The sequence below is a fragment of the Streptomyces sp. BoleA5 genome, from assembly GCF_000373665.1.
In the GTDB taxonomy this organism is placed as follows: Bacteria; Actinomycetota; Actinomycetes; order Streptomycetales; family Streptomycetaceae; genus Actinacidiphila.
On sequence record NZ_KB892115.1, the window covers coordinates 55042 to 70377 of the forward strand.

Below are 15336 nucleotides of genomic sequence, written 5' to 3' on the forward strand. Positions count from 1 at the left end.
GCCGGGGGCGGGCGCGCCCGGGCGGTGGCCGTCCGGCCGCTCGCCGTACGGCTCGGCCTGATGGCCGTGCCGGTCGCCTTCTTCGGGCTGTTCTTCGGGTACCCGGTCGCCGCCATCGTCGCCCGCGGGCTCCGCGAGGGCGGGCGGTGGCGGCTCGGCCGGTTCGCGGACGTCCTGGGCGAGCCCGACGTCCTGCACGTGCTGTGGTTCACCTGCTGGCAGGCGGCCGCCTCCACCGCGCTCACCCTGGCGATCGCGCTGCCCGGCGCGTACGTCTTCGCGCGCTTCGACTTCCCCGGCAAGCAGGTGCTGCGCGCGGTGGTGACCGTGCCCTTCGTGCTGCCGACGGTGGTCGTCGGCTCGGCCTTCCTCGCGCTGCTGGGGCGTGGCGGGCTCCTCGACGAACTGTGGGGGGTGCGCCTGGACACCACGGTCTGGGCGATCCTCCTCGCGCACGTCTTCTTCAACTACGCCGTGGTCGTACGCACCGTGGGCGGGCTGTGGGCGCAGCTCGACCCCCGCCAGGAGGAGGCCGCGCGGGTCCTGGGCGCGGGACGGCTCGCGGCCTGGCGCAGGGTGACGCTGCCCGCCCTCGCCCCCGCGGTCGCCGCGGCCGCGCTGATGGTCTTCCTCTTCACCTTCACGTCCTTCGGCGTGATCCAGATCCTCGGCGGCCCCACCTTCTCCACCCTGGAGGTGGAGATCTACCGGGAGACCGCGCAGTTGCTGGACCTCCCGACGGCGGCCGTGCTGACGACCGTCCAGTTCGCCGCCGTCGCGGCGATCCTCGCCGTGCACGCCTGGACGGTACGGCGCAGGGAGAGCGCGCTGCGGCTGGTGGACCCGGCCCGCACCGCGCGGCGGCCGCGCGGCGCCGGCGAGTGGGGGCTGCTGGCGGGCGTGCTCGGCGTCGCAGCGCTGCTGATCCTGCTGCCGCTGGGCGTGCTGGCCGAGCGCTCGCTGCACGGACCCGACGGCTACGGCATCGGCTACTACCGGGCGCTGGGCTCGGCGGCCGGAAGCGGCGGGACCTTCCTGGTGGCGCCGGTCGCCGCGGTCTGGAACTCGCTCCAGTACGCGGCCGCCGCCACCGTGATCGCGCTGGTCGTCGGCGGGCTGGCCGCGGCCGCCCTCACCCGGCGCGCCGGGCGCCTCGTGCGGGGCTTCGACGCCCTGCTGATGCTGCCGCTCGGCACCTCGGCGGTGACCATCGGCTTCGGCTTCCTCATCACCCTCGACGAGCCGCCGCTGGACCTGCGCTCCTCGTGGATCCTGGTGCCGCTCGCCCAGGCGCTGGTCGGGGTGCCCTTCGTGGTGCGCACCATGCTGCCCGTGCTCCGCGCCGTGGACGACCGGCTGCGCGAGGCGGCGGCGGTGCTCGGCGCCTCCCCTCTGCGGGTGTGGCGCGAGGTCGACCTGCCGCTGGTGCGGCGGGCGCTGCTCGTGGCGGCGGGCTTCGCCTTCGCCGTGTCCCTGGGAGAGTTCGGCGCCACCGTCTTCATCGCCCGCCCCGACAACCCCACCCTCCCGGTCGCGGTCGCCCGCTTCCTCGGGCGGGCCGGGGAGCTCAACCACGGCCAGGCGATGGCGCTCAGCACCGTGCTGATGCTGGTGTGCGCGGGTGCGCTGCTGGCCCTGGAACGTATCCGCATCGACAGGTCGGGGGAGTTCTGATGACCCTGCTGCGACTGGACGGCGCCACGGTGCGCTTCGGCGGCCACACCGCCCTGGACGGCGTGGGCATGGAGGTCTCCGAGCACGAGACGGTCTGCGTGCTCGGGCCCAGCGGCAGCGGGAAGTCCACGCTGCTGCGGGTCGTCGCCGGGCTGCAGCGGCTGGACTCCGGGCGCGTGCTGCTGGCCGGCCGCGACCAGACGGGAGTTCCCGCGCACCGGCGCGGTGTGGGCCTGATGTTCCAGGACCACCAGCTCTTCCCGCAGCGCGACGTCGCCGGGAACGTCGACTTCGGTCTGCGCATGCGCGGCGCCGCCCGTGCCGAGCGCGAGCGCACCGTCGCGGAGTTGCTGGAGCTCGTCGGGCTGCCCGGCGCGCAGCGGCGCGCGGTCGCGTCCCTGTCCGGCGGTGAGCAGCAGCGGGTCGCCCTGGCCCGGGCCCTGGCGCCGGGGCCGCGGCTGCTCATGCTCGACGAGCCGCTGGGTCAGCTCGACCGGGGCCTGCGCGAGCGCCTGGTGGTCGAGCTGCGCGGGCTCTTCCGGCGGCTGGGCACGACGGTGCTGGCCGTCACGCACGACCAGAGCGAGGCCTTCGCGCTGGCCGACCGGGTCGTCGTCATGCGCGAGGGCCGTGTCGAGCAGGCCGGTACCCCGCTGGAGGTGTGGCAGCGGCCCGCCTCCGAGTTCGTCGCGCGCTTCCTCGGCTTCGACAACGTGGTGGCCGCCACCGTCACCGGCGAGGCCGCCGACACCGCCTGGGGCAAGGTCCCCGTCCCCGCGGGCTCGCCGCAGGGCCCCGGGAGGTTGCTCGTCCGGCCCGCCGGCGTACGGCTCGTCCGCCCCTCCGACGGGTTGCGCTGCGACGTGCTCGCGCGCACCTTCCGCGGCGACCGGGTCACCCTGCTGCTCCGCCCCGAGGAGGGCCCGCGGCTGGAGGCGGGCTGCGCCCCGCGCGACGCCCCCGCGGAGGGCGACACGGTCGGCGTTTCGTTCAGCGCGGAAGAGGTCGTGGTCCTGGGCGGGTAGGCCCTGTTGAGTACTGGGGCCTCAGGGAGGGCGGCGGTGCCGATGGGTGGGCACGGGCGGGCTGTTCGGCTGTCCCGCCGCTGTGCGCCCGAAGGGCGCGAGACGGCGCGACAGCCACAGCGCGGCCTAACCCCGCGTCAGGCGCGCCAGTGCCTCCGGGGCTTCCTCGACGGAGTCGACGAGCGCGATGCGCGATTCCATGGAGCGGCCTTCGGCCAGAGCCTGGAGAAGGGGCCAGGCCGGGAGGCGCCGGGTCCAGTGGTCGCGGTCGACCAGCACCATGGGGCGCGGGGTGCCGTGGGACTCGTAGTAGTTCGGCGTGGTGTTGTCGAAGACCTCCTGCACGGTCCCCGCGGCGCCCGGCAGGAAGACGACCCCGGCGGTGCAGCGGGCCAGCAGCCCGTCCTCGCGGGTGGCGTTGGCGAAGTACTTGGCGATGTGCTCGGCGAAGGCGTTCGGCGGCTCGTGCCCGTAGAACCACGTCGGCACTCCGATGGAGGCGCCGCCGCCGGGCCGGCGGTCGCGGACGTCGAAGGCGGCGCGCGCCCAGTCCGTGATGGAAGGGCGGAAGGAGGGGACCTTGGCCACCGTCTCAAGGGCCTCGGCGAGCATCGCGTCGTCGAAGGGCGCCGCGTAGGCGCCGAGGTTGGCCGCCTCCATGGCGCCCGGTCCGCCGCCCGTGGCAACGGTCAGGCCCGCGCGGGTCAGCGCCCGGCCGAGGCGGGCGGCGCCCGCGTACGCGTCGGTGCCGCGCTCCATGGCGTGACCGCCCATGACGCCCACGACGCGGGTGTCCGCGACGAGTTCGTCGAAGGCGTCGGAGACCGCGTCGTCGTGGATGCTGCGGAGCATCGACGCGTAGATGTCGCCGCTGCCCCGGGTGCGCAGGAACCACTGGTAGGCGCGGGCGTCCGGCGTCGCCTCGTAGCCGTCGTCGACGAGGCCCTCGTACAGTGCGTCGGGGCCGTAGAGCGAGCCCCGGTACGGGTCGAAGGGCAGGTCGGGCACCGGAGGGAAGACCATGGCGCCGCCGGCGCGGACGTGGGCGGCCGCCTCCGGCTGCATGGGGCAGCCCAGGAAGACGGCCTCGGCGATGTCGGCGGACATCAGGGCGGGCGTACGGGTCGTCAGGTCGACCGACTGGACGCGGTGACCGCGCAGCGAGCCCGACGCGGCGACGCGGTCGAACTCTTCGAGGGTCTCTATCTCGTGATCGTTCGGATCGTTCGGCGACAGCACGCCCGTCACCCTAGCGCCCGCGGCGGGGGCCGCCGCCGCGGGGCTCCGCAGGGCGCTACGGCAGCGGCAGGGTGCCCAGGTGGGCGACGAGCAGGGTCAGCGGCAGCACCACGGCGAGGACCGCGAGGGCCCGCACGGCGGCCGCGTTGCGCAGCAGGGCGGCGGGTGCGCCGAGCCGGGTGAGGGCGGCGGTGGCGGGACGGCGGGCGCGCTTGGCGTCCACCGTCGCGGTCAGGGCGGTCGCGACCGCCGACAGGACGACCAGGAAGGCACCCAGGGCGGTGAGCGGCCCGACGGGGTGCGCCGCGGCGCCGAGCCGGCCCGTGCCGGCGAGGGCGGTGGCGGCCACCGCGCACAAGGCGCCCAGCGGGCGGCCCACGAGCGCCGCCTCCTCCTGGAGGGCCCGCCCCGCCAGAAGCCGCAGGGCACCGGGCCGGTACGCAGCCAGCAGCCGTCCGCACAGGTGGACCAGGCCCGGCATGGCCAGCACCATGCCGATGGCCGTCAGCAGCCAGCCGCCGACGACGGCCGGGGCGACGTGACCGAGGCCGCCGGGCAGCGGGAGCGTGCCCCCGGACGCCGGGGCGCCGGCGTCCCCGGCCGAGGAGATCTGTACGGCCAGGCCGATCGCCACGAGAGCCGCGCCCCACGGCAGGGCCGAAGGAGTGCGGCCCTCGCGGCCGGTGGGCTCCTCCTGACGGGACCGCCGCGGCCGCAGGACGACCGCGGCCGCGACCGCCGCGACCAGCGGCAGTGTGGCCGACAGCGTCAGCGCGCCCGCGAACGGGAGTTCCCGGTCCGCGCCCAGTGCCTCGGCGGCACCGGTGAGGTGCGGGCCGGGCAGGTCACCGCGGAGGAAGAGGAAGCCCAGGAGCGCGATCAGGACGCCCAGGCCGCAGTTGAGGGCGGAGCTCGCCGCGGCCAGCAGGGGCAGCCCGTGCCGTCCGAGCCCGGCGGCGGCCAGGCCCGCGTGCAGCCGTCCGCTCGGCTCCGTACGGGCCACGAGCACCGACAGGTGGACGGTGGCGGCGAACGGCGCAGCGCACCACAGCAGCGGGACCAGGCCGTCCGGTGCGGGCGCGGGGTGCGCGAGGGCGTGACCGAGAACGGCGAGCAGCAGGAACCCGGTGCCCGCGGCCGCCGCGACGACCAGCAGCCGGCGCAGCAGCACCTCCGGCCGGGAGCCGAGGGCTACACGGAGGCTGAGCACGAGTCGGCGTCCTCCCGCTCCTGTTGGGGCATGCCGGCCGTGAAGCGGCCGTCGACGAGGGTGACCACCCGGTCGGCGAGGGAGACGACCTCGGGCTCGTTGGACGCCAGCACCACGGTGATGCCGTGAGAGCGGGCGGCGCTGGTCAGTATCCGCAGCACCTGGGCGCGGTCCGCGCGGTGCAGCGGGGCGGTCGGTTCGTCGGCGAAGACCACCGACGGCCGGTTGACCAGGGCGCGGGCGATCGCCACCCGCTGCCGCTCGGCCTGCAGCAGCCTGCCGGGCCGCTTGCGGGCGGCCCCGCCGATGTCCAGCCGGTCCAGCCACTCCTGCGCGTCCGCGCGGGCCGTGCGGTACGGGACACCGCACAACAGGAGCGGCAGCGCGGCGTTCTCCCGGACGGTCAGTTCGGGGAGCAGCTGCGGGCTGCTGTCGATCCAGCCGAAGCGCTCACGGCGCAGCCGCTCGCGGGCGGTCGCGCCGAGGGTGTGCACAGGGGAGCTGTTGAACCACACCTCGCCCTGCTCGGGGAGCAGTTCGCCGGACAGGCAGCGCAGCAGGGTGGTCTTGCCCGCGCCGTGCGGGCCGAGGACGCCGAGGATCTCGCCCTCACGCACGCCGAGGGACACGCCGAGCAGAGCGGGTGAGCGGTCGTGCGCGTGGCGCAGGCCGCGGGCCCACAGCACGTCGTTGTCGGGTGGGTTCACGTTGGCCTCTAACGAACGCGGGGAGTCCGGGTCACTGCGGCACCGTACGCGCCGCACGGCCCCCACCCGGGGTCACCGGGGCGTGTCCCGCGCCCGCGCCCACCCGTGCGGCGTACGCCCCGGCCCCTGACGGCGTCCCGCCCGCGCGGACGCCGACGGGCCGGGGCACGCGTGACGCGTGACCCGGCCCGGGGTGGCGAGGGGGACCGTCAGAGCTTGGTCCAGGCCTCCGTGAGGACGGTGCGCAGGACGCCCTCGATCTCGTCGAACGTCGACTGGTCGGCGATCAGCGGCGGCGCGAGCTGGACGACCGGGTCGCCGCGGTCGTCGGCGCGGCAGTAGAGGCCGTTCTCGAAGAGCGCCTTGCTGAGGAAGCCGTACAGGACGCGCTCGGTCTCCTCGTCGGTGAAGGTCTCCTTGGTGACCTTGTCCTTCACCAGTTCGATGCCGTAGAAGAAGCCGTTCCCGCGGATGTCGCCGACGATCGGCAGGTCGAGCAGCTTCTCCAGGGTGGCGCGGAAGGCGTCCTCGTTGTCGAGCACGTGCTGGTTGAGCTGCTCGCGCTCGAAGATGTCGAAGTTGGCGAGGGCGACGGCCGACGACACCGGGTGGCCGCCGAAGGTGTAGCCGTGCAGGAAGGTGTTGTCGCCCTTGTAGAAGGGCTCGGCGATGCGGTCGGAGATGATGCACGCGCCGATGGGGGAGTAGCCCGAGGTCATGCCCTTGGCGCAGGTGATCATGTCCGGCACGTAGCCGAACTTGTCGCAGCCGAACATCGTGCCGAGCCGGCCGAAGGCGCAGATGACCTCGTCGGAGACGAGCAGCACGTCGTACTGGTCGCAGATCTCGCGGACCCGCTGGAAGTACCCGGGCGGGGGCGGGAAGCAGCCGCCGGCGTTCTGCACCGGCTCCAGGAAGACGGCCGCGACGGTGTCGGGCCCCTCGAAGAGGATCTCCTGCTCGATCTGGTCGGCGGCCCAGCGGCCGAAGGCCTCGGGGTCGTCACCGAAGAGCGGGGCGCGGTAGATGTTGGTGTTCGGCACCTTGTGGGCGCCGGGCACCAGCGGCTCGAAGGGGGCCTTCAGGCCCGGCAGGCCGGTGATGGACAGGGCGCCCTGCGGAGTGCCGTGGTAGGCGACGGCACGCGAGATGACCTTGTACTTGGTCGGCTTGCCCTTGAGTTTGAAGTACTGCTTGGCGAGCTTCCAGGCGGTCTCTACGGCCTCGCCGCCGCCGGTGGTGAAGAAGACCTTGTTGAGGTCGCCGGGGGCGTAGTCGGCCAGGCGCTCGGCGAGTTCGACGGCCTTGGGGTGGGCGTAGCTCCACACCGGGAAGAAGGCGAGCTCCTGGGCCTGCTTGTAGGCGGTCTCGGCGAGCTCCACGCGGCCGTGGCCGGCGTTGACCACGAACAGCCCCGCGAGGCCGTCGATGTACCGCTTGCCCTTGTCGTCGTAGATGTACGTGCCCTCGCCGCGCACGATGGTCGGCACAGGGGCGTTCTCGTACGACGACATGCGGGTGAAGTGCATCCACAGGTGGTCGTACGCGGTCTTGGAAAGGTCCGCGCTCATGGCTATCTGGTTCCCCAGGTGTAGGTCTGCTTCCGGAGCTTGAGGTAGACGAAGCTCTCGGTGGACCGCACGCCGGGCAGCGTGCGGATCCGCTTGTTGATCGTCTCCAGGAGATGGTCGTCGTCCTCGCAGACGATCTCGATCAGCAGGTCGAAGGAGCCCGCGGTCACGACGACGTACTCGACCTCCGTCATCTCCGCCAGCGCGTCGGCGACGGGTTCGATGTCGCCCTCGACGTTGATGCCGACCATCGCCTGCCGCCGGAACCCCACGGTGAGCGGGTCGGTGACGGCGACGATCTGCATGACGCCCTGGTCGAGCAGCTTCTGGACGCGCTGCCGCACGGCCGCCTCGGACAGGCCCACGGCCTTGCCGATGGCGGCGTACGGACGCCTGCCGTCCTCCTGGAGCTGTTCGATGATCGCCTTGGAGACGGAATCGATCACGAAGGCACCGTTGGCGCCCCTGTGATCCGGAGTACGAGTGGCCACGCACCCCACTCTGCACGAGAGGTCAGCCGTCACGCAACCCCCGATCGATGAAATCCGTGGTTCTGGGGCTCGAATCTCACGGAATCCATTGTTTCGGAGTTTCGGCTATGTCGAATACCGCAGTGCTGCAGGTAGGCTGGTGGCCGTCTCACACATCGGACAGGAACAGGGAGAGGTGCAGTGAGCGAGCTCCGTACCTTGCGCAACCACATCAACGGAGAATTCCGCGACGCCGCCGACGGGCGCACCACCGACGTGGTGAACCCCGCCACCGGCGAGGTCTACGCGACCGCGCCGCTCTCCGCCGCCGCCGATGTCGACGCGGCCATGGCCGCGGCCGCGGCCGCCTTCCCGGCCTGGCGCGACACGACGCCCTCCGAGCGCCAGAAGGCGCTGCTGAGGATCGCGGACGCCTTCGAGGCGCGCGCGGACGAGCTGGTGGCCGTCGAGAGCGAGAACACCGGCAAGCCGATCGGGCTGACGGCCAGCGAGGAGATCCCTCCGATGGTCGACCAGATCCGCTTCTTCGCGGGTGCCGCCCGCCTGCTCGAGGGCCGCTCGGCCGGCGAGTACATGGAGGGCATGACCTCGATCGTCCGCCGCGAGCCGGTCGGCGTCTGCGCCCAGGTCGCCCCGTGGAACTACCCCATGATGATGGCCGTGTGGAAGTTCGCCCCGGCGATCGCCGCGGGCAACACGGTCGTGCTGAAGCCGTCGGACACCACCCCGGCCTCCACCGTGCTGATCGCCGAGATCATCGGCGGGATCCTGCCCAAGGGCGTCTTCAACGTCGTCTGCGGCGACCGCGAGACGGGCCGGCTGATGGTCGAGCACCCGACCCCGGCGATGGCCTCCATCACCGGTTCGGTCCGCGCCGGCATCCAGGTGGCCGGCAGCGCCGCCAAGGACGTCAAGCGGGTCCACCTCGAACTCGGCGGCAAGGCCCCGGTCGTGGTCTTCCAGGACACCGACATCGCCAAGGCGGTCGAGGACATCGCCGTCGCCGGCTACTTCAACGCCGGCCAGGACTGCACCGCCGCCACCCGCGTCCTGGTGCACGAGTCGATCCACGACGAGTTCGTGGCCCAGCTCGCCAAGACCGCCGCCGACACCAAGACCGGCGCCGCGGACGACGAGGACGTGCTGTACGGCCCGCTGAACAACGCCAACCAGCTCGCCCAGGTCACCGGCTTCATCGAGCGCCTCCCCGCGCACGCCAAGGTCGAGGCCGGCGGCCACCGCGTCGGCGAGAAGGGCTACTTCTACGCCCCGACCGTCGTCTCCGGCCTCCGGCAGGACGACGAGATCATCCAGAACGAGGTGTTCGGCCCGGTCATCACCGTCCAGTCCTTCTCGGACGAGGACCAGGCCGTCGAGTGGGCGAACGGCGTCGAGTACGCCCTGGCCTCCTCGGTGTGGACCAAGGACCACGCCCGTGCGATGCGCATGTCCAAGCGCCTCGACTTCGGCTGCGTGTGGATCAACACCCACATCCCGCTGGTCGCCGAGATGCCGCACGGCGGCTTCAAGAAGTCCGGCTACGGCAAGGACCTCTCCGCCTACGGCTTCGAGGACTACACCCGCATCAAGCACGTCATGACGTCCCTGGACGGCTGACGCCGCGGGGCGCGACCCCACGCCACGGCCCCGGAGCGACCCCCGCGTCCGGGGCCGCGGCATGTGCGCGTACGCTCCGGACCATGGAGGATCGAAGATCTCTTGAACAGCGCATACGCGCCTGGCTCGTTGTCTTTGTGGTGTGCCTGGTGCTGAGCGGCGCGACCGCGTTCCCGCTGGTGCACGAGGTGCGGTGGGTGGACGGCTGGGGTCTGCCCGGAGCCGTCGGCGACTGGATCTCCCATGTGCGGGAGGGGCTGGACGCCACCGACGCGAAGTACCCGTTCATGCTCTACGGCACGGACTGGCTCGCCTTCGCCCACCTGGTGATCGCCGTCGCCTTCTACGGTGTCTGGCGCGACCCGGTGCGCAACGTCTGGGTCGTGGAGTGGGCGATGATCGCCTGCGTCGGGATCATCCCGCTCGCCGCGATCTGCGTCCCGCTGCGCGGCCTGCCGCTGTGGTGGATGCCGATCGACATGGCCTTCGGGGTCTTCGGCATCGTGCCGCTGCTGGTCCTGCGGCGGATGATCAAGAGGCTGGAGCACTCCGGTACGAAGCCGCCCGTGCCGGCCGGCGTGTGACGGACCGTCGGCCGTCCGGCGGCGCCGCTGCCGCAGACCCGGTGCCCGTCGCCGAGCCGGGCAGGCTCACCGGCCGCCGAGCTCCGCACGCAGCACGTCGATGCGGTTGCTCGTGACGGCGTCGACGCCCAGCCGCTCCAGCCGCCGCATCGTCCGGCGCAGGTCCACCGTCCACGCGCCGACCAGCAGGCCCTCGCCGCGCGCCCACTCCACCAGGGGCGCGCGCACCAGCCCGAAGCGCAGATTGATCCAGCGCGGCCGCAGCTCCGCGAGCAGCAGTGGCGGCACCGGCGCGGAGGTCTTCCAGGTCAGCGCGATCTCGGCGGCCGGATCGCGGTCCCGGACCGCGAGGACGGCGGCCGCCTCGCCGCAGTAGTACGTACGGTCCCCGGCGCCCGCGTCCCGGACCGCGCAGAGCACCGGGCCCGCGGACTCCGGCAGGGTGAGGTCGATCAGGGCCCGGCAGCCGCCGACCGCGGCCAGCGCCTCGTGCAACGTCGGGACGCCCGGCGGCAGCCGGTCCGCGGCGAGGTCCGCGACGGCGGACTCCACGCCCCACAGCCGCTTGAGCGTGGGGTCGTGGAGCAGCACCGGCACCCCGTCGCGGGTCAGGCGCACGTCCATCTCCACCGCGTCCGCCCCCGCGCGGGCCGCGCTGCGCAGCGAGGGCAGGGTGTTCTCGCGGTGGCGGTACGGGTCGCCGCGGTGGGCGATCGCTAGCGCTGCCATCCCGCCAGGTAGGAGTCGATCTCGGCGGTGAGCTTCGCCTTGCCGGGGGCGTCGAGGAAGGAGGCCTCGACGGCGTTCCGGGAGAGCTGGGCCAGGCCGCCCTCGTCGAGCTGCAGCAGCCGCGCGGCCACCGCGTACTCGGTGTTGAGGTCGGTGCCGAACATCGGCGGGTCGTCGCTGTTGACGGTGACGAGGACGCCCGCGGCCACCATCTCCTTGACCGGGTGCTCGTCGAGCGTGGCCACGGCGCGGGTGGCGATGTTGGAGGTCGGGCAGACCTCCAGCGGGATGCCGTGCTCGACCAGGTGGTCCACCAGGCGCGGGTCCTGGATGGCGCTGGTGCCGTGGCCGATGCGCTCGGCGCCCAGCTCGCGCAGTGCGTCCCAGATCGTCTGCGGGCCGGTGGTCTCGCCCGCGTGCGGCACGCTGTGCAGGCCGGCGGCGCGGGCGCGGTCGAAGTACGGCTTGAACTGCGGGCGCGGCACGCCGATCTCGGGCCCGCCCAGCCCGAAGCTGACCAGGCCGTCCGGCTGCAGCTCGGTGGCGATGCGGGCGGTCTCCTCGGCGGAGGCCAGCCCGGCCTCGCCCGGGATGTCGAAGCACCAGCGCAGCACGATGCCGAGCTCCGCCTCGGCCGCCTTGCGGGCGTCCTCGATCGCCTCCACGAACGCCCGGTCCGGGATGCCGCGCCGTACGGAGCTGTACGGGGTCACGGTCAGCTCGGCGTAGCGGATGTTCTGCCGCACCATGTCGCGGGCGACCTCGTACGTCAGCAGGCGGACGTCCTCCGCGTCGCGGATCAGGTCGACGACGGACAGGTAGACCTCGATGAAGTGGGCGAAGTCCCGGAAGCTGAAGTACTCGGCGAGGGCGGCGGGATCGGTGGGCACCTTGGAATCCGGGTGCCGCGCGGCCAGCTCCGCCACGATGCGGGGCGAGGCCGAGCCGACGTGGTGCACGTGGAGCTCGGCCTTCGGGAGCCCCGCGATGAAGGCGTCGAGGGGTGACGCGGTGTCGGACATGGGGTGATCCTCCTGCGGGGTGGTCGGCAACGGCCATCGTAAACACGAAATTGCCTCCGCCCGGTGTCTTCGCAGGCCATAGCATTGCCCGACGTAGTCACCAGGAAGGCAGCGATGTCCCACGACCCCGAGAACCCGACGCCGCGCGACGCCGCGAGCGAGAACCCCGCAGCGGCGGCCCCGTCGACCTCGGAGGCCCCGGCGGACGCCACCCCCGGCCCCGACTTCGAGCTGTCCGCCCCCGCGCCCGCGGCGCCGCACGACGCCCCGGACCCGGCCCCTGCGGACGCGGTGCCTGCGGACGCCGACGTCACGGCCGCTCCGGCAGGGGACGAGGGTGCGAAGAAGCCGGGAGCAGTGGCTGCCGCGGATGCCGCGGATGCCGTGGAGCCCGCCGACGCGTCCGGCGAGGCTCCGGCGGTGAGCGATGCTCCCCCCGTCCCGACCGCCCACCCCGCGCCCGCCCCCGCGCCCGCCGGGGTGCCCGGGCCACCGGATCCGTGGGCGCCGCCGGTGCCCGTCGCCCCCGGGTACGGGCAGCCCGGCGCGCACGCCGGGTACCACCCCTGGGCGCCGCCGATCCCGCAGCCGCCGCAGGAGCAGGTGACGCTGACCAAGCGCCCGGTGCCCGAGGACGCGCAGGCGCCCGCCCCGGCTCAGCAGCCGCGCGATCCTTGGGCGCCGCCCGTCCCGGACGCGGCGGCGACGGTTCCCCCGCAGCCGCCGCACGCCACGTTCCCCGGCTACGGCGGCCACCCCGGGCCGCCCGGGTACCCCGGGTATCCGGCCCACCCCGGCTACCCCGGCCAACCGGGCTACCCCGGCTACGGGATGGGCCCGTACGGCGGATGGGCGCCGCCCGTCGCCCGCAACGGCGTCGGTCTGACGGCGATGATCCTGGGCATCGTGGGCGCCGTCCTGGCCATCTCCTGCTTCGGGGCCTTCCTGGGACTCCCGCTGGGCATCGCTGCCATCGCCTGCGGCATCGTCGGTCTGCGGATCGCCCGGCGCGGCGAGGCGACCAACCGCCCGCAGGCGCTGACCGGCCTGATCCTCGGGATCGTCTCCGTCGTCCTGGCGGGCGGCATGATCGCCCTGGTGGTCGGCGGCATCGACAACGGCTGGTTCGGTCAGCCGGGCGGTGAGGACCTGGTCACCTCCCGGAACGCCGACTGGGAGACACCGCTGGACGACGGCGGCACCGCGCTCTACGACGACGGGGTGCACGTCACGCTGACGGACGTCCAGCGGACGACCGCCCTCCCGAACAGCATGCTGGACGGCGGCACCGCGGTCACGTTCTCCATCGAGTTGGAGAACACCGGCGACGACACCGCCGACCTGAGCGAGAGCGAGATCACGGCCTACGGGGACGACTTCGAGGACGAGAGCCTGCGCGACCTGACCAGCGGCGTGGGCCTGCCCGACGAACTGGCCCCGGGCGAGCGCGCGACAAGGGAGGTCACCGTGGTCGTGCCGAAGGGCGACGAGGACGGCGCCTTCCAGGTCGAGGTCGCGCCCGGCTACGAGTACGACTACACCTACTGGAGCCTGGACGTGCCGTAGCCCCGGCACGGCCGTGCGGCCTCAGCGCCGCACCGCGTCCAGCGCCAGCAGCGCCACGTGCAGGGAGAGGCAGGACTCGACCTGGTCCAGGTCGATGCCGAGGACGCGCTCGACGCGGTGCAGCCGGTCGTAGAAGGACGGCCGTGACAGGTGCGCCGCGTCGGCCGCGGCCGACTTGTTGCGGCCGGCGTCCAGGTAGACGGTGAGGATCCGGACGAGGTCCGTGCCGTGCTCGGCGTCGTAGGTCAGCAGCGGACCGAGTTCGCGCTCGACGTACGTCTGCAGCCGCGCGTCGTCGCGCAGGAGGTGGAGCAGGCCGCGCAGCCGGACGTCCGGCAGCCGGTAGTAGGCCCGCCCGCCGCCCGCCGGCACCCTCTTCTCGGAGGGCTGCGACCTGCCTCCCTCACTGCGGCCGCCGTGCATCGCGGCGTCCGCGACCTGCGCTGCCTCCAGCAGGGTGCGGCGGGCGTCGCGCAGGGAGCCGACCGAGGAGCCGGCCGCCATGACGAAGGCGGTGCCGCCGTCGGGGGCGGGCTCGGTCAGCCGGGTGAGTGCGGCGGCGAACTCCTCCAGCGCGGTGTGCTCGTGGTCGGACGGGCCCAGGGAGACGAGCACGCCGACGCCGCCGTCGTCGAGTGTGCCGGTGAGCGCGGTCAGCCCCCGCTCGCGTACGGCCTGGGCGGCCGTCTCGGTGAAGTCCCGCAGCCGGGCCTGCGCCTCCAGGGCGGCCGAGGCCGGCCCGCCGCGCAGCCGCAGCATGACGCCGACCAGCCGCCGGCCCTCCAGCGGCACGCCCAGGGCCCGGGCGCGCAGCGCGACGTCGGAGACGGTCAGGGCGTGGGTGAGGATGCCGGACAGCAGGGTGCGGTGGGTCTGCCGTTCCAGGGACTCCCGGTCGCGTTCCAGCAGCCGGTTGAGCGCGAGGGTGGCGGCGCCCCGCTCCAGCAGCACGCTGTGGCGGTGCGGGCGTTCGCCCGGTTCCGGGCCTGCGCCGGGGGCGGGCTCGCCGACGACCACCAGCCTGCCCCAGTCCCGGCCGCGCGCTCCGACCGCGGTGACCAGCCAGCCGGTGCGCGGGTCGTGGCCGGTGCGGCCGGCCGGGTGGACGCCGCGGCTGCGCCGCTCCCAGCCGTCGAGCAGGGCCTCGGGGTCGTGCCCCGCCGGGTCGAAGGCGAGCACCTGGTGGGAGAGGTTCTCCAGTACGACGGGCGCGCCCGCCATCCGGGCCACCTCGCGGACGACCTCGCCGGGTTCCGCGCCCTCCACGGACAGTTCGTTGAAGGTCTGGTGCACCGCCTCCGAGGCGCGCAGTTCGGTCAGCTGCGCGTCGACGACGTGGGCGTGCACGGCCTCGGTCACCGCGACGAAGCGCACCTCGGTGCGGAGGGCCACCAGCGGCAGTCCGCGCCGTTCCGCGGCCCGGACCAGGGGGCGGGGGAGGACGTCCGTGTAGCGCCGGCCCAGCTCGACGACGAGGCCCGCGGCGCCGACGTCGGCGAGACCGTCGATGTAGCGGGCCAGGGACTCCTTGTCGTCGGGGAGCATCACGCCGGTGGTGAGGACCAGCTCGCCCCCGTGGAGCATGCCCGCGATGTCGGCCAGCTCGCTGATGTGCACCCAGCGGACCGGGCGCTGCAGCCCGCCGGAGCCCGCGACGACCTGCGGCGAACCCCGCCTGAGCACGTCCAGTTCCAGGACCTCGGCGACGGTGGGGAACACGGCTGACCTCCGGGGCGGAACGGGGCGGTACGTCGTGCCACCGTAACTCCAGGGTGTAAAGGCCCCGGTGGCACGGCTTGCGATGTGTCGGTTGCCCGGTGCGCGCGGAGCCGGGCATCGTCCACCGTGACGATCTGCTGCCGGTCGCCGGGCGAACACAGAATTCGTCGCGTAACCAAAAG

13 protein-coding genes are annotated in these 15336 nt (G+C 73.7%); 5 read left to right on the forward strand and 8 right to left on the reverse strand.

Going from position 1 to position 15336, the window contains the following annotated elements; all coding sequences use genetic code 11:
- Positions 1-60 precede the first annotated feature (60 nt).
- Both B085_RS0127020 and B085_RS0127025 read left to right on the forward strand, forming a co-directional pair.
- On the forward strand, positions 61-1674 hold the full coding sequence (locus B085_RS0127020; protein WP_026251483.1) for an ABC transporter permease: 1614 nt from the start codon (positions 61-63) through the stop codon (positions 1672-1674).
- Positions 1674-2699: an ABC transporter ATP-binding protein gene (locus B085_RS0127025; RefSeq protein ID WP_018561738.1), complete on the forward strand. Its 1026-nt coding sequence runs from the start codon at positions 1674-1676 to the stop codon at positions 2697-2699. The genes B085_RS0127020 and B085_RS0127025 overlap by 1 nt, the downstream gene beginning before the upstream one ends.
- A gap of 126 nt (positions 2700-2825) precedes the next feature.
- Here the strand turns inward: B085_RS0127025 and B085_RS0127030 are convergent, their stop codons facing one another.
- From B085_RS0127030 to B085_RS0127050, 5 genes are all read right to left on the reverse strand, one after another.
- Entirely contained in the window at positions 2826-3947 is a 1122-nt protein-coding gene (locus B085_RS0127030) for an LOG family protein (RefSeq protein ID WP_018561739.1), read from the reverse strand.
- Positions 3948-3993: 46 nt separating this feature from the next.
- Positions 3994-5148, reverse strand: a complete 1155-nt coding sequence (locus B085_RS0127035; RefSeq protein WP_018561740.1) for a hypothetical protein — start codon at positions 5146-5148, stop codon at positions 3994-3996.
- Entirely contained in the window at positions 5130-5855 is a 726-nt protein-coding gene (locus B085_RS0127040; protein WP_018561741.1) for an ABC transporter ATP-binding protein, read from the reverse strand. Before B085_RS0127040 ends, B085_RS0127035 begins: the two co-directional genes overlap by 19 nt.
- A 209-nt stretch (positions 5856-6064) precedes the next feature.
- A complete protein-coding gene (locus B085_RS0127045; RefSeq protein ID WP_018561742.1) occupies positions 6065-7426 on the reverse strand; it encodes an aspartate aminotransferase family protein in 1362 nt (453 codons plus the stop codon).
- Between the two features lie 2 nt (positions 7427-7428).
- On the reverse strand, positions 7429-7872 hold the full coding sequence (locus tag B085_RS0127050) for an Lrp/AsnC family transcriptional regulator (protein ID WP_018561743.1): 444 nt from the start codon (positions 7870-7872) through the stop codon (positions 7429-7431).
- Between the two features lie 225 nt (positions 7873-8097).
- Here B085_RS0127050 and B085_RS0127055 point away from each other — a divergent pair, with 225 nt between their 5' ends.
- Together B085_RS0127055 and B085_RS0127060 are read left to right on the forward strand one after the other, a co-directional pair.
- A complete protein-coding gene (locus B085_RS0127055; protein WP_018561744.1) occupies positions 8098-9534 on the forward strand; it encodes a gamma-aminobutyraldehyde dehydrogenase in 1437 nt (478 codons plus the stop codon).
- An 83-nt stretch (positions 9535-9617) separates the two neighbouring features.
- Positions 9618-10118, forward strand: coding sequence for a hypothetical protein (locus B085_RS0127060; RefSeq protein ID WP_026251485.1), 501 nt, complete (start codon positions 9618-9620; stop codon positions 10116-10118).
- 66 nt (positions 10119-10184) lie between these two features.
- Here B085_RS0127060 and B085_RS0127065 read toward each other — a convergent pair whose 3' ends face one another.
- Both B085_RS0127065 and B085_RS0127070 read right to left on the reverse strand, forming a co-directional pair.
- The gene (locus B085_RS0127065) at positions 10185-10847 is read right to left on the reverse strand and encodes a glycerophosphodiester phosphodiesterase (RefSeq protein WP_018561746.1); all 663 of its coding nucleotides are present in this window, start codon (positions 10845-10847) and stop codon (positions 10185-10187) included.
- Entirely contained in the window at positions 10835-11869 is a 1035-nt protein-coding gene (locus B085_RS0127070; protein ID WP_018561747.1) for an adenosine deaminase, read from the reverse strand. The genes B085_RS0127065 and B085_RS0127070 overlap by 13 nt, the downstream gene beginning before the upstream one ends.
- 114 nt (positions 11870-11983) lie before the next feature.
- Here B085_RS0127070 and B085_RS45910 point away from each other — a divergent pair, with 114 nt between their 5' ends.
- Entirely contained in the window at positions 11984-13435 is a 1452-nt protein-coding gene (locus B085_RS45910) for a DUF4190 domain-containing protein (protein WP_018561748.1), read from the forward strand.
- Positions 13436-13456: 21 nt separating this feature from the next.
- Here the strand turns inward: B085_RS45910 and B085_RS0127080 are convergent, their stop codons facing one another.
- Positions 13457-15154 carry a PucR family transcriptional regulator gene (locus tag B085_RS0127080; protein WP_018561749.1) on the reverse strand — a complete coding sequence of 566 codons (1698 nt, stop codon included), beginning with the start codon at positions 15152-15154 and terminating at the stop codon, positions 13457-13459.
- Positions 15155-15336 lie beyond the last annotated feature (182 nt).